This window comes from Colwellia psychrerythraea 34H (assembly GCF_000012325.1).
GTDB lineage: Bacteria > Pseudomonadota > Gammaproteobacteria > Enterobacterales > Alteromonadaceae > Colwellia > Colwellia psychrerythraea_A.
In genome coordinates this window covers 3,270,239-3,289,825 of the sequence record NC_003910.7, presented here as the reverse complement: position 1 = coordinate 3,289,825, position 19,587 = coordinate 3,270,239, and the positions used below count along the sequence as shown (strand labels likewise).

Annotated in this window: 19 protein-coding genes; 7 read left to right on the top strand and 12 right to left on the bottom strand. The window is 37.9% G+C overall.

The annotated features are described in order from the left end of the window. Positions 1-598: 598 nt before the first annotated feature. Positions 599-1,906 carry an acetyl-CoA C-acyltransferase FadI gene (fadI, locus tag CPS_RS14130; RefSeq protein WP_011043941.1) on the top strand — a complete coding sequence of 436 codons (1,308 nt, stop codon included), beginning with the start codon at positions 599-601 and terminating at the stop codon, positions 1,904-1,906. Further along, positions 1,906-4,269, top strand: a complete 2,364-nt coding sequence (gene fadJ, locus CPS_RS14125) for a fatty acid oxidation complex subunit alpha FadJ (protein WP_081428736.1) — start codon at positions 1,906-1,908, stop codon at positions 4,267-4,269. Before fadI ends, fadJ begins: the two co-directional genes overlap by 1 nt. 147 nt (positions 4,270-4,416) lie before the next feature. Here fadJ and CPS_RS14120 read toward each other — a convergent pair whose 3' ends face one another. Beyond that, positions 4,417-7,227, bottom strand: a complete 2,811-nt coding sequence (locus CPS_RS14120; RefSeq protein WP_011043939.1) for an insulinase family protein — start codon at positions 7,225-7,227, stop codon at positions 4,417-4,419. A gap of 273 nt (positions 7,228-7,500) precedes the next feature. Here CPS_RS14120 and sixA point away from each other — a divergent pair, with 273 nt between their 5' ends. Then, the gene (sixA, locus tag CPS_RS14115) at positions 7,501-8,001 is read left to right on the top strand and encodes a phosphohistidine phosphatase SixA (protein WP_011043938.1); all 501 of its coding nucleotides are present in this window, start codon (positions 7,501-7,503) and stop codon (positions 7,999-8,001) included. A gap of 10 nt (positions 8,002-8,011) precedes the next feature. Here sixA and smrB read toward each other — a convergent pair whose 3' ends face one another. After that, positions 8,012-8,689 carry an endonuclease SmrB gene (gene smrB / locus CPS_RS14110; protein ID WP_232769142.1) on the bottom strand — a complete coding sequence of 226 codons (678 nt, stop codon included), beginning with the start codon at positions 8,687-8,689 and terminating at the stop codon, positions 8,012-8,014. 166 nt (positions 8,690-8,855) lie between these two features. Between smrB and prmB the strand changes: the two genes are divergently transcribed. From prmB to CPS_RS14090, 4 genes are all read left to right on the top strand, one after another. Further along, positions 8,856-9,800 (top strand): 50S ribosomal protein L3 N(5)-glutamine methyltransferase, encoded by a 945-nt coding sequence (gene prmB, locus CPS_RS14105; RefSeq protein WP_011043935.1) that lies wholly within the window; start codon positions 8,856-8,858, stop codon positions 9,798-9,800. Between the two features lie 140 nt (positions 9,801-9,940). Continuing rightward, the gene (gene aroC, locus CPS_RS14100) at positions 9,941-11,062 is read left to right on the top strand and encodes a chorismate synthase (RefSeq protein ID WP_011043934.1); all 1,122 of its coding nucleotides are present in this window, start codon (positions 9,941-9,943) and stop codon (positions 11,060-11,062) included. A gap of 93 nt (positions 11,063-11,155) precedes the next feature. Next, entirely contained in the window at positions 11,156-12,310 is a 1,155-nt protein-coding gene (locus CPS_RS14095; RefSeq protein ID WP_011043933.1) for an MFS transporter, read from the top strand. A gap of 78 nt (positions 12,311-12,388) precedes the next feature. Next, entirely contained in the window at positions 12,389-12,790 is a 402-nt protein-coding gene (locus CPS_RS14090) for a rhodanese-like domain-containing protein (protein WP_011043932.1), read from the top strand. 138 nt (positions 12,791-12,928) lie between these two features. On the opposite strand, the gene CPS_RS14085 is transcribed toward CPS_RS14090, so the two are convergent. The 10 genes from CPS_RS14085 to CPS_RS14040 form a co-directional block, all read right to left on the bottom strand. Further along, positions 12,929-13,297: a VOC family protein gene (locus CPS_RS14085; RefSeq protein ID WP_011043931.1), complete on the bottom strand. Its 369-nt coding sequence runs from the start codon at positions 13,295-13,297 to the stop codon at positions 12,929-12,931. A gap of 98 nt (positions 13,298-13,395) precedes the next feature. Then, entirely contained in the window at positions 13,396-13,941 is a 546-nt protein-coding gene (locus CPS_RS14080; RefSeq protein WP_011043930.1) for a manganese efflux pump MntP, read from the bottom strand. Positions 13,942-14,131: 190 nt separating this feature from the next. Continuing rightward, on the bottom strand, positions 14,132-14,338 hold the full coding sequence (locus tag CPS_RS14075) for a hypothetical protein (RefSeq protein WP_011043929.1): 207 nt from the start codon (positions 14,336-14,338) through the stop codon (positions 14,132-14,134). Between the two features lie 246 nt (positions 14,339-14,584). Further along, positions 14,585-15,016 carry a hypothetical protein gene (locus CPS_RS14070; protein ID WP_238383542.1) on the bottom strand — a complete coding sequence of 144 codons (432 nt, stop codon included), beginning with the start codon at positions 15,014-15,016 and terminating at the stop codon, positions 14,585-14,587. Positions 15,017-15,150: 134 nt separating this feature from the next. Further along, positions 15,151-15,933 (bottom strand): PhzF family phenazine biosynthesis protein, encoded by a 783-nt coding sequence (locus tag CPS_RS14065; protein ID WP_011043927.1) that lies wholly within the window; start codon positions 15,931-15,933, stop codon positions 15,151-15,153. A 116-nt stretch (positions 15,934-16,049) separates the two neighbouring features. Then, complete coding sequence (locus tag CPS_RS14060; RefSeq protein ID WP_011043926.1) at positions 16,050-16,706, bottom strand: LysE family translocator; 657 nt, start codon at positions 16,704-16,706, stop codon at positions 16,050-16,052. 84 nt (positions 16,707-16,790) lie between these two features. Continuing rightward, positions 16,791-17,696 (bottom strand): hypothetical protein, encoded by a 906-nt coding sequence (locus CPS_RS14055; protein WP_011043924.1) that lies wholly within the window; start codon positions 17,694-17,696, stop codon positions 16,791-16,793. Positions 17,697-17,820: 124 nt separating this feature from the next. Further along, positions 17,821-18,219, bottom strand: coding sequence for a carboxymuconolactone decarboxylase family protein (locus tag CPS_RS14050; protein WP_011043923.1), 399 nt, complete (start codon positions 18,217-18,219; stop codon positions 17,821-17,823). An 84-nt stretch (positions 18,220-18,303) separates the two neighbouring features. Continuing rightward, a complete protein-coding gene (locus CPS_RS14045) occupies positions 18,304-18,657 on the bottom strand; it encodes a MerR family transcriptional regulator (RefSeq protein WP_011043922.1) in 354 nt (117 codons plus the stop codon). A 22-nt stretch (positions 18,658-18,679) separates the two neighbouring features. Then, positions 18,680-19,075 carry an OsmC family protein gene (locus tag CPS_RS14040; RefSeq protein ID WP_011043921.1) on the bottom strand — a complete coding sequence of 132 codons (396 nt, stop codon included), beginning with the start codon at positions 19,073-19,075 and terminating at the stop codon, positions 18,680-18,682. Positions 19,076-19,587: the final 512 nt, after the last annotated feature.

Sequence of the window (19,587 nt, the reverse complement as noted above, 5' to 3'; positions counted from 1 at the left end):
TGGCACTCATTCATAAGAGAGCTTCAGCTGTTTACTGTTAAACTAAGGAAAAAGTTAATATAAATTAAGCTAGTATTTTATACTCGAGCCACTTGAAGATGCGCGTTTCAGGACGCTTGAGCAAATCATGATCAAGGCGCCTCTTTTTATTAAGGGTTATTCAGGAGAATATGCTCCTGCATTCTCAAATAAGCTACATCCATGTAGCGTCCTTAAAAAAGGAAGCAACGAAGAACATGGCTTGATCAAACGTCCCCACAGGGCTGTTTTAGAACAGCTTTATACTACGTTATTGATTTCGACAAGGGAACAACCATTCTCTTCAATCAATGCCTTGCCTAAAGGCTTTTCTAATTCCAGCTGAAACCTGCATCTTCATGCGGCTTGAGTATATATAAGGTTTTTATGTAATAAAACAAGTGAATGGTAACAAAATTTTAACAGTAATTTACAACTATAAAATGTATAAAGTTGTCGTTAATCTTTTTTGAACGCAGGTAATGATTGAATTTTTTCTAGAGTTAGTTAGAATCAAGTTAGTTAAAGAGGTCAGACCTCTTGAGTTTAAATTATAAATACAGAGTGTGTGGAGTAATAAATGACAATAAAAAGACTAACAACTTCGACGGGTGAGCGCATAGCAATTGTTGCTGGCTTGCGTACTCCGTTTGCTAAACAGGCAACGGCTTTTCATGGTGTACCAGCAGTTGATTTGGGCAAAATCGTTGTTAATGAATTATTACAAAAACACGATGTTGACCCAGGGATCATTGATCAACTTGTTTTTGGTCAAGTAGTTCAAATGCCGGAAGCGCCAAACATTGCTCGTGAAATCGTCTTGGGTACCGGTATGAATACTCGTACTGATGCTTACAGTGTCTCGCGCGCCTGTGCTACTAGTTTTCAATCAACGGTTAACGTTGCTGAATCTATTATGGCTGGGCACGTTGATGTTGGTATTGCTGGCGGTGCTGATTCATCATCAGTGGCACCTATAGGTGTTTCTAAAAAGCTTGCACGCACGTTAGTTGATTTAACCAAAGCAAGATCACTAGGGCAGAGACTTTCACTACTTAGTCGTCTTGGTTTGAAAGATTTATTACCCGTTTCTCCAGCTGTCGCTGAATACTCTACCGGTATTTCTATGGGACAAACGGCAGAGCAAATGGCGAAAACTTATCAAATTTCTCGTCAAGATCAAGATGCATTAGCCCACAGATCGCACACTTTAGCGACCAAGAGTTGGCAAGAAGGTAAATTAGCAGGTGAGGTCATGACAGTTCATGCGGAACCTTATAAAAGCTTTATCGATAGAGATAATTGTTTTCGAGAAAATTCTGTTTTAGAAAGTTATGCTAAATTAAAACCAGTTTTTGATCGCAAGCATGGCACAGTTACCGCTGCTACAAGTACGCCGTTGACCGATGGTGGTGCAGCTATCCTACTAATGCGTGAAGGACGAGCGAAAGAGCTAGGTTATAAACCATTAGGCTATATTCGTAGTTTTGGTTTTGCTGCCATCGATGTTTGGCAAGACATGCTCATGGGTCCAAGTTATGCCACACCTATTGCATTACAACGTGCGGGCATGAATTTAGCTGATTTAGATTTGATTGAAATGCATGAAGCATTTGCAGCCCAAGCATTAGCGAACATGAAAATGTTCGGTAGTACTAAGTTTGCTCAAGAGCAACTTGGCAGAGATAAAGCTATTGGTGACATTGATATGGATAAATTTAATGTTATGGGTGGCTCGCTCGCCTATGGACACCCTTTTGCTGCTACGGGTGCAAGACTTATCACACAAACCCTTAATGAATTAAACCGTCGTGGTGGTGGTGTTGGTTTAACAACAGCTTGTGCTGCAGGTGGTTTAGGCGCGGCAATGATTGTGGAGACAGACTAATGACTCAAGAAATAAAATCAAATGATAGTGAAGGCACTATTAAAGATAATGCTGAAGAAAGTAATGAAGTGAATAATGAAGTAAATAGCACTGCTGAAAATAGTATTACCAAGGCTTATGGTAACGATGCTGCTGAAGCAAAAGTCACTGACGAAAAAGTAAGTGAGCATAATGACCCAGTAGAGCCAACAGGCAGTGCTTTTACTATAGTTCGCCATGATAATGGTATCGCTCATTTAGTGATTGATGTTATTGGTGAAAATGTAAATACTCTTAAAGCAGAGTTTACTGAGCAAGTTAATGCGGTATTGGCTGAAATTAAAGTTGATAAAGCAATTACCGGCATAGTGCTGTGTAGTGGTAAAAAAGGCTCTTTTGTAGCCGGTGCTGACATTAATATGCTCGATGCTTGTCAAAGCCGCGATGAAGTTGTTGCTTTATCTCGACAAGGACAACGAATATTTTCTTTGCTAGAGCAATTACCTATTCCTATTGTTGCGGCTATCGATGGTGCATGTTTAGGTGGCGGTTTAGAGCTTGCTATGGCATGTCATGCTCGAGTTTGTAGTGATAATAGTAAAACTGCTTTGGGTTTACCTGAGGTGCAATTAGGCTTATTGCCAGGTAGTGGCGGTACTCAGCGTTTACCTCAGTTAGTCGGTTTACAAAAAGCCTTAGACATGATGCTTACGGGCAAGCAATTACGCGCTAAACAAGCATTAAAATCAGGTTTAGTTGATGATGTTGTGCCAAGCAGTGTGTTGCTTACGGTTGCTGAAGATTTAGCAATATCTTTGCGTCAACGTGGCAAAAAGACAGTTAAGCGTAAACAAGGCTTGATGGATAAGTTGTTAGAAAATAATGCTGTTGGTCGAAAAGTTGTTTATCAACAAGCGCAAAAAACTGTGCTAGCAAAAACCCAAGGTAATTATCCAGCGCCAGCTAAAATTATTGATTGCATTCGCACTGGTATCGAATCTTCACCTGAAAAGGGCTATAGAGTAGAAGCTGAGCATTTTGCCGATCTGGTGATGAGTGATGAATCTGCGCAACTACGTCAGTTATTCTTTGCGACAACAGCAATGAAGAAAGAGCAGGGCGTTGCTGATGTTATGCCAGAAAAAATGACTAAAGCGGGTGTTTTAGGTGGCGGTTTAATGGGTGGCGGTATTGCCTTTGTCACTGCAACTAAAGCGAATATGCCTGTACGTGTTAAGGATATTAGCCACAAAGGTATTGGCCAAGCATTAAAATACAGCTATCAAATACTGAATAAAAAAGTTAAGCGTCGTTTTTTACTTAACAGCGAAATGCAAAAACAGTTAGCTATGATAACCGGTAGTGTGGAATATACGGGTTTTAAAGCCCTTGATATTGTTGTTGAAGCAGTATTTGAAGATTTAACATTGAAACAAAACATGGTGGCTGAGGTTGAAGCGCAAGGGCATGATAAAACTATTTTTGCCAGCAATACCTCTAGTTTACCAATAGGGAAGATTGCTACTAACGCAAAACGACCTGAAAATGTAATTGGGCTACATTATTTTTCGCCGGTTGATAAAATGCCGTTAGTGGAAATAATTCCTCACGATAAAACCTCTGATCAAACTATTTCAAATACAGTGGCTTTTGCTAAAAAACAGGGTAAAACTCCTATTGTTGTTAAAGACAAAGCAGGTTTTTATGTCAATCGTATTTTAGCACCTTATATGAATGAAGCCGCTATTCTGCTTCTTGCTGGTGAGCCCATTGATAAAATAGACAAAGCACTGGTAAAATTTGGTTTTCCTGTAGGACCGATGCAACTGCTTGATGAAGTGGGAGTTGACGTTGGCGCTAAAATTGGACCCATCTTGCAGGCAGATCTTGGTGAGCGTTTTGCAGCACCAGCGGCGTTTGATAAATTACTCGCAGATGGTCGTTTAGGTAAAAAAGTAAAGAAGGGTTTTTATCAGTACGAAAAGCCAACTTTTACTAAGAATTTACAAAATACTTTCAAAGGTATTAAATCAGGCCACAAACAAGTAGATGAGACTATCTATAGCTTACTAAATATTAAGCCTATGGGAAGTCTATCAGCAGTAGAAATTAGTAAACGTTGTACTTACATGATGCTAAATGAAGCGGCACGCTGTGTTGATGAAGGTATAGTGAGAAATGCTAGAGATGGTGATATTGGTGCGATCTTCGGTATTGGATTTCCACCCTTTTTAGGTGGACCGCTACGTTATATTGATAAAATTGGTGCTAAGTCAGTGGTTGCTCAATTAAGTCAATGGGCTGAGCAGCATGGCGAGCGTTATACTCCATGTGAAGCCTTGATTACTATGGCAGAAAATGATGCAGTTTATTACCCAAAATAAGATTGTGGAGTAATAAAACAAGTAAAGGGCTGTTGAGACTTTTCGAACATAACTGTTCTAATATGCTCAACAGCCTTTTTTGCATCAACGAGACTAGTTAAATTCTCTGTCAGTTATTAAGTCAGTCAATTAATCTGCTTACTAACTTTAGTACTTGAGAGGACTGGCTTTAATAAAAGCGTCAATATCTGTAATTATCTCACCATTGGGTTTTTGTGTTTGTTCTAGCAAATCACTTTGTGAATACAGGATAAAGCGATCAGGCTTACAAGCATTAACTACACTATTTTTCACGAAGGTTTTAACTTGCGCTAATGTTAAGGTTAAAACCGCTTCCAGTAAGTTTTCTTTCTGTTTAAATTCTTCATCTTTATTACAAATAGCAGCCCAAAAGCGCTGGCTTCTAATACGTAAGTTATGATCTTTTTCTTGTAATTGACTCGCCAAACCTTGCAATAAATGTTGCCATTTCTCGGCAGAAATATTATCGAGTTCAAAAATACTGCTGCTGATAAATTCATCCATAGCGTGTGCTAATGTATAAGCATCACAGTGGGGCGATTGAATATAAAACGCGATGCCAGGGTAGCTATTAATTGGCACATAACCGACTCCTACTAAGTAGCCATATTGCTTTTCTGTACGCATTTTCTGAAAAAATAAGGGCGATAATATATGGCTAGTGATCATTGCGAGTGCCACCGCGTTATCATCTTTGTGTTCAAATGCTGTATAGATGACACACGCGTGATCATGTTCAGGTAAGCTAATGGGTAATAACAATGTTTCTTTGGTTGAAATATCGGTTACTGGACACTGTATGGCATATTTTTCATTAACATTACCGTGAAAACCTTGTTCAATAACCTCGCATAATTGTTGGGCATGCTCAATCAACCAATTGCCATGAATGAGAACTTCTAATGTTACTTTTTGGAATAGTTGCTGACTAAAGTGCTGATATTGACTAAAGCTCACCTCACTAAGTGCTTGCGCTAACGCTTTACTGGTAGGGTTATTAGGTTGCATTACTGAGCTTAGGCTAGCGAATAACTGTGAAATTGATTTACTTTTACCACTGTTTTGCCAATGTTGAACCAGCTGTTGTTTAAATAAAGCAAAGTGTGCTTCAGTGACATTGTGGTTTTTTAATCGTATTAATAGTTTACTTAACAACAGATGTTGGTTTTCACTATAACCTGATAGTTGCATGGTTACGCCGCCTTGATGGGCATATAAGTGATAATGTATGCCTGCTAATTCTGCTTCGTAATTTTCTTCAATAACGGTATCTGTATATAAATCAGTAAATAGACGGGTCATGGCAATATTAGCGACACTTGCAACAACAAAAGGGGCATCAATACCTATATATAAGTAACCCTTAGGGACTTTAAACGTGTGATCTTGTTTATACCAAACGACCAACCCATTTTTATTAATAATTTTTTCAGGAAGTTCGGGTGCTTCCTGCGTATTTACTAGATGCTTTTTACTAGGGTAAACGGTTGGCTCTTCGACAATATAAGGGTTAGGTGCAGGTAAGTACAAACCTTTGATGTGCGCTTTATCGCTTAGAGCAATATTACGCCAATGAATCAATTGTTGTTCAGAAATAGGGGCCATATGGTAAGGCACTTGGTACCAAAAACTATTCTTGGAAAAATTATTTTTCTGACTAACATGCATGAGTCGCATATTATCGACCTGTAAAAAACTAAGTAGTTTTTTGATGTTCTCAGTCGACATACCTGACATAACATAGTCACCAAAAATATAATCTTCTTCTGGGTAATACTGCATGTTGATGACTAATTGACTGACACTGTCGAGTGGTCGCATTTTTTCATGGTAAATAAACGCTAGGTTACTAATTTTTTGTTTTTCTTGATAATAGTATTCAGCGATTTCTGTGTTATTTAGCAGAGCAATATAAGTTAATATTATATCGACAACGTCATTGAGGTGCTCTTCACCTAATTCAGTTAATGCGATGCTAATATTGAAGTCTTTAAAGTTAGAGCCATTAATACCTGAACCAGCGGTTAGCGCTAAGGCCCATTGATGCTTTTTAAGTAAAGATAAAGCACTACCTTCACCTTCATGACCTAACAAATAAGCAAGAATAGATTCAGGTTTATCTAGGTAATATTGATCAATGCTGTCCATGGCAAAACTGATAATAAGCTGATGATCATTTTTAACAGGGCAAACATCTATTTTAATTTTTTGATGTTCAGGTAAATATAAGGGGTGCTTAATCTCAGGCAGCGGCGATTCAGCTGACTTTATCGGACTAAAACGCTGCTCAGCGATGCTTTTAAGTTCGGCTAATTTTTGCGGCCCTTCAAGTGCTAACGTCATGTACTCTGCACGGTAATACTGTTGAAAAAAGGCTTGTAACTCTTGGCTTATATTTTGTCCGTCTCGATCCCCTAAGGTATCTAGATTCCCAACAGAGAACTGCGAAAATGGGTGTTTAGGGTTAATTGTGTCTTTGTGAACATCGTATAAACGTCTGATATCATCTTTTAACTTTAAGGTGAATTCAGCATCAATATTCTCACGCTCTTTTACGACAAAGTGATCAGCCAGAAGAGGTTCAATAAAAAACTCACTAAAGCGCTCTAGTGCAGCTGAAAAGTGCGTGGCGGCAATATCAAAGAAAAAACATGTATGCTCTGTGCCAGTCCAAGCATTATGGTTGCCGCCGTGTTGATTAATAAATTTTTGATACTCGCTACCATCAGGGAAGTTTTTTGTCCCTAAAAATAACATGTGCTCTAAAAAGTGCGCTAAACCCTGCCTGTCATTTGGATCATTAAAGTGACCGACATTAACGGCTAAAGCCGCTGCCGATTTAGCGGTTTCATCATTATGAATAAGCAGTACGCGTAAACCATTGGTAAGAGTAATTGCTTGATATTGTTTTGAATCATTGGGGCTTTGTTTCAACACTAAGGCTCCTAAGAACACTTTAAACGACAAAGCGTATGACGAGAATATGGATAGTTTCTGAATTCAACAGGGAGATAAAAAAATTCCTTAATTACTTAAAGGAATAAAAAAAGCCTATTTATTCTTAACTGTTGTTATTAATGCGCGTTCAATTCTATTACTATAGCCGCAAAAATAACTTAGACTCAATACTTTAGCCGATAAAATTCATAAATAAGCTAAAAGTTGAACTATACCGTTATTGTAACCTACAAGTAGTCGTCGAGAGAATTAATGCAAGTTTATATAATGCGCCACGGTGAAGCTCAAAACTTTGTTGAGCAGGGCAGTCGTGATGACAGCCAAAGAGCGTTAACCGCACAAGGTAAAATCGAAGCGAAAATGATGGCGACATGGTTGCAAAAAATGAAGATAAGCCCTATGCAAGTCTTTGTCAGCCCTTATATTCGAGCGCAACAAACTTGTGCTATAGCGACTGCTTTGATGCAAGCCGCTATTACAACGTTAGATTTTATTACCCCCGCTGGCGACGCCAAACAGGTACATGACTTTATTGATGGTTGGTGTAGTGAGCAATTAGAAGCAACAACTGAGCAAGAACATAGCTTGCTCATAATTTCTCACATGCCTCTAGTTAGCTACTTAGTCGCAGAATTAACACAATCGAGTAACGCCCCAATCTTTGCTACTGCAGGTATTGCGCACATTGATTATGATACGGAGAAAATGCAAGGTGTCTTGCAACGTCTCGTTTCACCTATCGAACTCTGTTAATACTTAGCTGTTAATTCCGATTATATTTATCTTTTAATTCGATTAACGCTAAGATAGCACCGTTTCCGCCCCATTCTAATGGTGCTTGATGAAAGGCCATCACATCAGGGTGTTGCACCAACCAATGGGGCACTTTATTTTTTAAAATATGTGATCCTATACCATGAACAACGCATATACATTGAGCGTGTTCCTTTTGGCAGGCAAAGAGTAACGCAGCTAATTCTTTTTTAGCTTGATGTTGATCTAGGCCGTGCAAATCAAGGATAAGGTCGGGGCGATAATGGCCGCGGCGAAGGTTTTTGACTTCAAAACTGTCAACACCCTCTCGAACATATTTCATTGGACCTTGTTTATTTAAATTAGGTTCAAATTCATCAGAAAAATGAAATTGCGCGATGGCCTTATTTGCCTTGTTATACTCTTGGTCATTTTTTTGGGAAGTGTTAGACTTATGGCCACTTTTAATTAAGCGAACTGTGTCGATAACTAAAGGCTTAACTTGACCGATAGCATCGGCAAAAAGTTGCTTTTCATCAGGCAAAACTTCTTTAATTGACTCATTAGTTTTTTGTAATGATTCATCAGCTTTTTTTTGCTGACTCTTACTTTGCGCGCTGGCTGCAATATTCGCGCGAACTTTGGCTTTTATTGAAGAAAGTTCGGATTTTAGGGCTTTGTTTTTCATTGACGCAGTGTAAAACATTTTAGTGTTAATACATATTAATTATTATCGTTAAGTACCAAACCTAAATACCAAGATAAAACAGTAGAGTTAAGCTAAGAAGTTAAGTTAACAACTTAAACTATAAAGCAAACCTGAAAATATAGAGATACCTTTTGAGGAAGAGAATGTGAGCAATACCAACATTGAAAACATAACCACGCAATTACATACTATTGCTGATTATTGTCGTTATGGGGCCAGTATATTTAATCAAGCAGAACTTTTTTATGGTCATGGAAATGACAATGCGTTAAATGAGGCACTTACCTTGGTGATGTTTGCTTTATCCTTGCCCGAGGAAATGAGTGAAGACGTAATGACTTGTCGCTTAGTTGATTACGAGAAGCAAAATATTCTAGCACTTTTTGAGCAACGCATTGAAACGCAGCAACCTGTTGCCTATATCACCAACCTTGCTTATTTTGCGCAATTACCATTTTATGTGGATGAGCGTGTTTTAGTGCCTCGTTCTCCTATTGGTGAATTAATTGAAAAACACTTTGACCCTTATTTTAGTGAACAAAACCCACCGCAAAGAATTTTAGATTTGTGTACTGGCAGTGGTTGTATTGCCATTGCTTGCGCCAGTTACTTTCCTGATGCTGAAGTCGATGCGGTCGATTTATCACTCGATGCATTAAATGTTGCAGAAATTAATATTGAAAACCATGGTTTAAGTGAACAAGTTATTCCAATTCAATCTGATGTTTTTTCTGGGGTTACTGCACAAAAATATGATTTAATTGTCACTAATCCGCCTTATGTTGATCAAGAAGACATTGATAGTTTACCTGCAGAATTTACCCATGAACCCGAAATGGGTTTAGGCTGTGGTGAAGACGGTTTAGATATTGTTAGAATTATCTTGGCAGAGAGTGCGCTGTACCTCAATGATGATGGCGTACTCATTTGCGAAGTGGGTAACTCACAATATCATGTTGAAGCTCTCTACCCAGAGGTCGATTTTACTTGGTTGACCTTTGAACGCGGTGGTCATGGTGTCTTTATGCTAAATAAAACGCAGTTAGAGCAACATGCAGAAACTTTTTTAGCTGCACTTAAAACAGCATAAACGTATAAAATAAAAGTAAGCTAAGTAATAACATCTATCTAAGCTGATAGTGAAAAATTAGTTAGTATTAAAAATAGCGGATACAAAAAATAAAGTGTATTCGTAGCTTTAAAAATTAAATTAATAGGCGGTAATGTTCAATGTCAGGTAATACCTTCGGAAAATTATTCACAGTCACCTCATTTGGTGAAAGTCATGGATTAGGATTAGGCGCCATTATCGATGGTTGTCCACCAGGGCTTGAGTTAACTGAAGCTGACTTACAAATTGATTTAGACAGACGTCGCCCTGGCACCTCTCGATATACTACTGCTCGCAGAGAAGCGGATGAAGTAAAAATTCTTTCAGGTGTATTCGAAGGTAAAACCACAGGCACGCCTATTGGTTTAATGATTGAAAATACCGACCAACGTTCAAAAGATTATGGCAACATTGCTGACAGTTTCCGTCCGGGTCACGCAGATTACACTTACTGGCAAAAATACGGACTACGTGACTATCGAGGTGGTGGACGTTCTTCTGCACGTGAAACAGCGATGCGTGTTGCTGCCGGCGCAATAGCAAAAAAATACCTCGCTGAAAAATTTGGCATGACCATTCAAGCCTGTGTTACTCAAATTGGCGATATTGTTGCCAGTGGTCCAAAGGGTGCTCCGTTTGATGTTAATACCGTTGATTGGTCGAGCGTAGAAGACAACCCATTCTTCTTCCCTGATGAAACTAAAATTGAACAACTTGGTGAGTACCTTCGTGACATCATTAAAGAAAAAGACTCTATTGGCGCGAAAGTGACTGTTGTAGCCACTAATGTACCTGTTGGCTTAGGCGAGCCTATCTTTGACCGTTTAGATGCTGATATTGCTCATGGTTTGATGAGTATCAATGCCGTAAAAGGTGTTGAGGTCGGTGATGGTTTTGCCGTAGTAAATCAAAAAGGCTCAGAGCACAGAGATGAACTTACCCCTGAAGGTTTTTCAACAAACCACTCAGGTGGTGTTTTAGGTGGTATTTCATCAGGTCAGCAAATTATTGCGCATTTGGCTCTTAAACCAACTTCAAGTATTGGTGTAAGTGGTAAAACGGTTAATTTAACGGGCGAAGCGACGGACATCATCACCAAAGGTCGTCATGACCCTTGTGTCGGTATTCGCGCTGTACCTATTGCTGAAGCAATGTTAGCGTTGACCTTAATGGATCACTTCCTTCGTCATCGTGGGCAAAATGCTGATGTTCAATGTAATACACCTGACATTGAAGCATAAACAATAACAATCTTTAGTTTAGTGAGTAGGCTTCAGTTTACTCACTAAACCCCTGCATTAGTTCCTTTTCTTTTCATCGTAAGGCTCATACGCTTGATTCCTTTCAACATGATGTTTGTTCGATTATCTTCGAGTTACTTTTTTTATTTTGCTCTGCTGGGTTTAATCTCACCTTACTTGGCTATTTTCCTTGATGGTCAAGGTTTTAACTCTCGCCAAGTCGGTGAAATTCTTGCCATTATGACTGCAACAAAAATTGTTGCGCCAAGCTTATGGGCAACATTTGCAGATAAATCAGCACGACCTCTATTTATTATACGACTCGGTGCTTTGTTAGCACTGGTTAGTTTTAGCTTACTCTATTGGTTCAGTCAGTATTGGCCAATTACCTTTTGTCTGGCGCTTTTTACCTTGTTTTGGACCGCAATTCTACCGCAACTGGAAGTGCACACGTTAAATTCAACTAAACACAGCAGTAAAATCTATGCACGTATTCGTTTATGGGGAAGTTTGGGTTTTATTGTCTTAGCAGTAGTGGCAGGTGAGGCAATAAGTCGTTTAGGTTATCAAGTATTTACCAGCTTAGGTGTTATTATTTTGGCCGGTCTATTTATCAGCACTTTGTTACTAACGCCTAAAAAAGGGGTAAAGTTAAATAAAGGCAAAGCCAATGCTCCTGAGCCTATTGTTAATAAACTCATTGATGGTCGTTTTATAAGCTTCTTTATCGCGGGTTTATTATTACAAATTAGCTTTGCGCCTTATTATGGTTTTTTTGCACTGTTTTTACGTGATTTTGACTACTCTGGTGTGGCCGTTGGCTTATTCATTGCTCTGGGCGCTGTAGCTGAAATTGTTGCTTTTATCTATATGGGGTCATTGTTTAAACGCTTCTCTTTGAATTCATTATTAGTTTTTAGTTTAGCTATTACCGCCTTGCGTTGGTTTTTGATGCCAGTGGTTGCCGACTCAGGACTCTGGCTTGCAATAAATCAATTAAGTCACGCTGCTAGTTTTGCCATTTACCATAGTGCGAGTATGAAGTTTATTTCTTCGCACTTTACTAAGAGTCAACAAAGTAGAGGGCAGGGTGTCTATTTAGGTGGTGTATATGGTGTTGGTGGTGCTGTTGGCGCTTATATCACAGGATTACTTTGGCTAGGCGGAGAAGGGGCGAGTAACGCTTTTATCATGGCTGGCACTAGTGCTTTACTTGGCGCAATCATTATGATTTTTAGTAAAAAATAATGGCGAGATTCTTTTAGCTAAACCAAATTGCAGTATAATATCTAACATTGATAGATTATAAATAAGGAAGACTTACACATGAAACATATTTTAGTTAAAAAAATTGCAACTACAATCGTCTTTGTTTTGGCCGTAACCACTACATGGCAGGTTTCTGCTAAAGATATAAGTCAGACCGAATTGCAACAGATTATGAAAAATGACAAACAGGTTATCTTACTCGATGTCAGAACAGAGGAAGAATTCGAAGAGGGTCACATCCCTAATGCGGTGAATATTCCACATAAAGAGCTCGAAGCTCGATTAGCTGAATTGACCGGTGCTAAGAACACACAAGTCGTTATCTATTGTCGTTCAGGTAGAAGAGCCGAAGTTGCTAGAGAAGTATTGGTAAAAAATGGTTTCAATGAGTTAGACCATTTGTCAGGTGACTTTAATGAATGGAGCAGTAACAATCTGCCTATCATTAAAGTGAAGTAAACACTGATAATTACTTGAAGCGAATAAAAAACCACAGTCTTTATTAACTGATTTTAATAAAAGCTTTGGTTTTTTCGTATTCATTAAGCTTTAAAGTTTTTTTCGAAAATTAAGGGCTAGCGTTAAACCGTGCAATAGCTAAGCAATATAGGCTTTTACCGGTGACCAAACAGCCAGCTCATTACCACTAGGCTCAGTAAAATGAAACCGACGTCCACCAGGGAAAGAGAAAATAGCTTGGCTAATAATACCTCCCGCACTTTTAACGCGTTGTTCGGTAGCCTCTAAATCGTCACTGAGTAAAACCAATAAGCAAGCGCCATTAAGGGTACTTGAAACGAGTTCAGACAAAAAGAAACCGCCTTCGATACCTGAATTGCTAAAGGCAGTATATTCTTCACCATAATCAATAAATGACCAAGCAAAGGCTCGTTCAAAAAAAGCTTTGGTTGCTGGAATATCCTTCGCGGGCAACTCTACATAATTAATTACTTCACGGGGTGTCATAAATAAACGCTCCTATTTCAATTGGTATTACTATAGCTCAGTGTTTTTTTGGATTATGGTAGCGCTAGATTCAAAGATATTTTCTATATTTGCCCATATTATGACGTAATGATAATTTTTATTGCCATTACTATCAAAGTGATACCGCCGACAAATTCAGCCTTATTCTCCAACCATGTTCCACCTTTAGTACCTACTAAAACGCCTAACCAACTAAAAATAAAGGTAACTGAAGCAATAATCAAACAAGCGATTAACGGGTTTACAGGTAAAAGCGTTAGGCTAAACCCCGCTGCCATAGCATCAATACTGGTGGCAATGGCTAGAATTAATAACACACGATGAGTAATCTTACTGATATCCTCTTCAATTCCTTCAGAAAATGAATCAAAAATCATTTTGACGCCAATGAGGAAGAGCAACAAAAAAGCAATCCACGGCGTATAAGACTCAGCCCAACTTAATACCCCTTTGCCACCAAGGTAACCAATGATAGGCATTATGCCTTGAAACAAGCCAAAATATAGCGCAACAATGATGCCTAGTGGCGCAACTTTACTCTGTTGTTTGGTTGCCCCTAAACCAATAGAAACGGCAAAGGCATCCATACTTAATGCAATAGCAAGAATAATGACTTCTATCATGTGAAAAATGTCCTAAATTATAAAAGCAGTAATTAATTTATTGATGGGCGGATCGTTGCTAGTCAACTAAACACTTATTAAAAAATATCATATCGAAAGAATTTATAAGTCATTTGTCATGAGTAAAGTGGCTTTATCAGTAGCATTGAGCAGCTAGTTTTCAACTAACTGTTGCCTTTTAACTCTTATCTTATTTATACCAAATACTTACCACAATTGTTGATGGTTGAAAGGACCCACCACTTTGAGATTGGGTGATATTCTCAATTTTAATATTTGGTTGTGTTGCAAGCCAAAGATTAATATCACCCTCTAAACCGTGATCTGTTGCGGTATCTGATTTGGGTAAAAAGCCTACTTTTGGTCGTAAAATTTTAGTAAATATTTTAACTTCCATAATATTCTCATCTTTCTAATAGCGTAGAGTAATAAGTTAATAAGTGACTAAACAATATAGTCAATCCCCCTACAAAAAGGTTATGACAAAAAATAAGATATGTCATTAAAAAGTTACCTGTAGGAAATATTGCTAATTAAAGGCCTGTTAACAGACTCAATAGAGTGACTATAATTTTAGTTGAAAACGAATGGCCAAGTTGATCTATCGGGGGCAATTGCCTTATTACTGCTAACTTGTTAACCATTAATCCAATGAGTTTAGTAAGATCTTTATTTCTTCTCTCACTGAGTCAATAGAGCCTACAATGTTATCTACGGTTTGCTGGCTAGTAGCAATCGTTTCCCAATTAACGGACCAAACATCCTTTAATGCAGTAGTTTTTGTTTTAACTTCATCATCGGTAAGGACACTCAAATCATCGATTAACCCGACAACAACCCATCCTTTTCTAGGATTTCCTTCCTTTAGGTCATCATCATAATAGGCTGAATAAACCAACTGTTCTAAAGACGATAGATTTATCAACATCTCAAAACTTGCGGTTCTAATATTATTATTATTTTCAGACACTTCCATACGCCACACATTGTATGAAAAACCCATTAGCGTAAACAATAGGCTAAAGATTACCGTTCTCTGATATAAATTAATTCGGTTATCAATTTGATTTTCCATAGTTGACCTCACAGTTAACGCGTTAATAACAAGCAATAAAATAGTTGATTCAAATAAGTAATGAATGAACAAAACCCAACGGTGTTTTGTCTTTCTTTATGAGTTGTATGCTTTGCCTAATACCTGTAGCAAGTCTAAATATTTATTTCACCAGACATATAATCTACCGCATTTCCTGTCAAAACAACGCGATCACCTTTCAATTCGCAATGCACGATCCCACTTCGCTTCGAAATTTGGCGACCTGTTAACAATGATAGCCCCAATTTGGAATTCCAATAGGGTGCTAACTCACAATGAGCAGAGCCGGTGATAGGATCTTCATCTACGCCAAGTTTAGGAAAAAAGCATCGACTGACAAAATCGACATCGGTTCCAACAGCGGTAACAACCACACCTCTGAGATCAAGTTTCAACCACTTAGATAAATCAGGGTCAAGATTCTTAACGGCTTCTTCACTATCTAAAATAATTATATAGTCGAAAGAGGCGATAACTTGTTTAGGTATAACGTCGCCTAAACCTGCTAATAAATTAATGGGGGCATCAATAACTGCAGGGTGAGAGGCCGGAAAGTCCATACTAAAACCTGAATCATTTTTTGTGACAACCAATTCACCGCTTTTAGTTTGAAATTCTACCTTTGGTGATTTAAAACCTAAGTGCTCATAAAGTACGTGAGCAGTGGCTAAAGTGGCATGGCCGCACAGATCGACTTCACCTCTTGGTGTAAACCAACGAAGCTGAATTCCTGCTGCAGATGATACAAAAAAAGCGGTTTCAGATAGATTGTTTTCTTCTGCTATTTTTTGAAGAACTTCATCATCTAACCATTCGTTTAATGGACATACTGCCGCAGGATTTCCTTCAAACACGTGTGATGCGAAAGCATCAACTTGATATATTTTTATTTTCATGAAACTCCAAGATGTGATTTGTTAAAAACCTAACGGTGACTTAATAGCTAAATATAGTGGCTGATACTGTTGAGATAAGCCGAGCATACTTTATTCATTTGATACCTTCTAACTTTCTACTGTTTCACTAACGCTGATTTTACAATAGCCAAACCAATAAGGCCTAATAATGCACCCGTAACCTTATCAATGTAATAGGCGGCTTTGGTAAATCTTGATCGTATAGTTCGTGTTGAAAGCAGATAAATAATGGCTAAGTCCCATAAAAATACAACCACGGTCATCCAAATACCTAATCCCAACTTAAAAGCAAAACCTACGTCAGGAGTGAGAACAACGGTAAATAGGCTGAGGTAAAATAATAAATTCTTTGGATTTAATATTCCAGACATAAATCCAGTAATGAACTCCTTTAAAAACGTTGATTTATTGGAAGTATCGTTAGTCGATTCAGACAACGCAAAGTTGTTGTATGAGCTTTTACTAGCACGTAAAGCTTGCACCGCTAGATAAATTAGAAACAGCCCTCCAATAATTTTTAGTACCACCATTATCGTTACTGAGGCGGCTAAAATCGAACCGACACCAATCAAACACAACCCAATATATAATGCGTTAGCAGATGATATACCCAGCGCAACACCAATAGCATTTTTACCTTCGTTTCTGATTGCGCTTTTTACAACGAGCACGAAATCTGGTCCAGGACTTAACAACGCAAGAAAATGCGCTATAGCAACCGTTACGAAAATACCAAATAAACTAATATCCATATAAAACACCTTTATTAATCGTAGAAATGAGCGCTAAGTTTGAATAATAAACAACGCCGTTATTATTGGAGTAAATATTGTTGGCTAAATTTTTCTTGATAACCAAAGCATAATATTTAATAAAAATTGTTCGTTTTGTTCAGCACCTTCAGCAATCACGCCCATCTTCATTTTTTCTTTGCCACTAACTTGCGCAGTAAACATGGCCGCTTCACCGAAAACGACAATTCTGCCTTTATCAAACTCCAAGGTAGCACCTTGATTCCAACCCTGAACTGAAATTTCAGGGGTATCATCAGAAAACTCCCATGACTTTGTTGGCATATATGAAATGGCAGAATGACCAAAAACCAGTAAAGGTTTAGCGTTTGGCGGAGATAAAAAAGCTTGCCCTGTAAATGCTTTTACCGATGTAATCTCTTCTTTTAGACCGGTCCCTTTTAAAATTGGATGAGCGAGTAAAGTACCGTTATCCTTTTCAAATAACTGTGCTTTGTTAGTTACCTCTTCGACATAACCATTATTAAATTGAAAGCCAAAAACAGCTGCCATATCCTCTGCTGCCTTAGGGAATGGCATATGGTCTGCAATTAGAAAGAGTGAGCCGCCATTTTTTACCCATTGATAAACAGCCTCAATTTCCTCTCTGGAAAATGCAGAGTAATTAGGTAAGTCCCAATCATTTACATTTTTTACGCTTAATGCATTAGATATTATTAAGATATCAGCATGGGCTAATGATTTTTTGGTGAAGCTCTCTTTGTGTTTTTTAACTAAATAGCCATCACTTTGCAATATATCAACAAAGGGTCGATACCTGCCATCCATGGTATGAAAGTTATGATGCGCTTCATCTAAGAGTACTATGGGGGCTTGTGCGGCTGAAAAAGTCTTTATGGTGTTTTTAGCTTTAAAACTGGTATCACCGAGTTGCTGCGCATGAATAGATAATGACATAAATATCATAAAGCTAGATATTAATTTAACCATAAGAGTATCCTTATTCTGAAAGTAAAATTGACCATAGATGAATACATGTACCTTGATTGATAACGGGTGTAAATAGTTGATTACTATTGTTTAGACGAAACATAATCAACTATTTAAATTCTGTTTAATCGCTTTTTATTGTGTCAATTATGCCTCTTTCCGTAAAGACTTCTTTTGCTACCAACATGCCATTTAAAGCTGCTGGGAAACCAGCGTAAACTGACATTTGTATAATAACTTCAATTATCTGTTCTGGTTTGCAGCCTACATTCAAAGCACCGTTAATGTGTACATTCAGTTGAGGCTGGCAATGTCCTAAAGTAGTTAAGGCGGCAACTGTTGCTAACTCTCTACTTTGTAAATCAAGCCCTGGCCTTTGGTAAATATCACCAAAAGGAAATTCTATCGTATATTTTGCTAAATCTGGTGAAATTGATGCCAAACTATCAATGACTTTTTGACCTGCTTCTCCATCAATTTCTCTTAACTTATCAAGACCTGATATATATCGTTGATTATTCATTAATACTCCGATTCTAATCTTTGCGTAAATTCAAAGAACTAGAATCTACTACTTAGAGCTAACTCTAAGTCAAGTAGTTAACGTTTACGTGACGATTTTACTGTAATGCTGTATTTTCGTTTTCAACATTTGAAGGTGAGACTGTTCTTCTGCTATTTTCTCTTCTAGCATCAGCGCATGCTCTTCTAGAACTTGCATTCTCAACCCTGAGGTTGAAATACCAATAGCTCGTAAATCTGCATACTTTAAGATTTGCTTTAGAGGCATTCCAGTCTCTTTTAATCGCTTGATGAACTCAACCCACACCACATCTTTTTGAGTAAAATAGCGATGACCACTTGAGTTCCGTTCAATTTGCTTTAACAAACCTATTTTTTCGTAATATCGAAGCGTATGAGCCGATATATTAGTGACTATTGAAAATTTTTTAATGTTCATGATTTTGCTAAATGTAAATTTATTAATTAATGATTTCAACTGAATAAGTAATATCAATGGTTGGTTGTAGCATTAAACAGACATGACAATACTTATTAATGGCTTCTTCGATTGCTGCTTTAACTTGAGATTCTGTAACCTTAGCTTCAATCGAAAAATGTAAATTTACCGATTTATATAATCTAGGTTCATTCTCTGTCAGTTGATAGGTTACACAGTTATTTAGCGCTTTAAGTTCAATATCATTATCTTTGAAGTAAAGGGTGACATCGGTCGCACTGCAGGAGCCTAATGCGGATAATAATATTTCCGTTGGGCAAGGGGCTGATTTACTGTCAGCATCAATGAAAACCTCGAATCCATCTTCTGTAATAACCTTGAAGCGACAATCTCCTTGCCAATTAACATTAATAGTCATAATTATCCTTTTAAATCGCGCTACATGATCCAAACTCATAGTCGCGGGTCATGATGGATTACTCGTTATATTTACTTACTCTTAGCGAGTAAGTGTGTAGTAAGGGTAGGGGTTAACTCTGTAATTAAACTAATAACATTGTCACTGGCGTGATTTAGTAAAACCCAACCATCTGTGCCCATCAGCTCAATTGAGGTTATATCAATTTTACCAGTGTCTTGGTTTTCATTACACCAACAACCGGAAACACGGAAAATACCTAAGCTTGTATCAATACCAAACGGATTAATTTATTGGCCAACTTAGAGCTTCAGTAGCGAGCTTATAACAAACAAAATAACGTAAACATAGTTATTCTATATTTCATTTATTTTGAGATGTTATCAGTTTGCTAATGAGCTCCCGACGGGCGAGTTGAAAAGGCTTACATGCGGCGTTATTGATTTTGACAAGGGAATAACCATTCTCTTCAATCAATGCCTTGCCTCTAAGCCTTTTAATTCTCGCTAAGT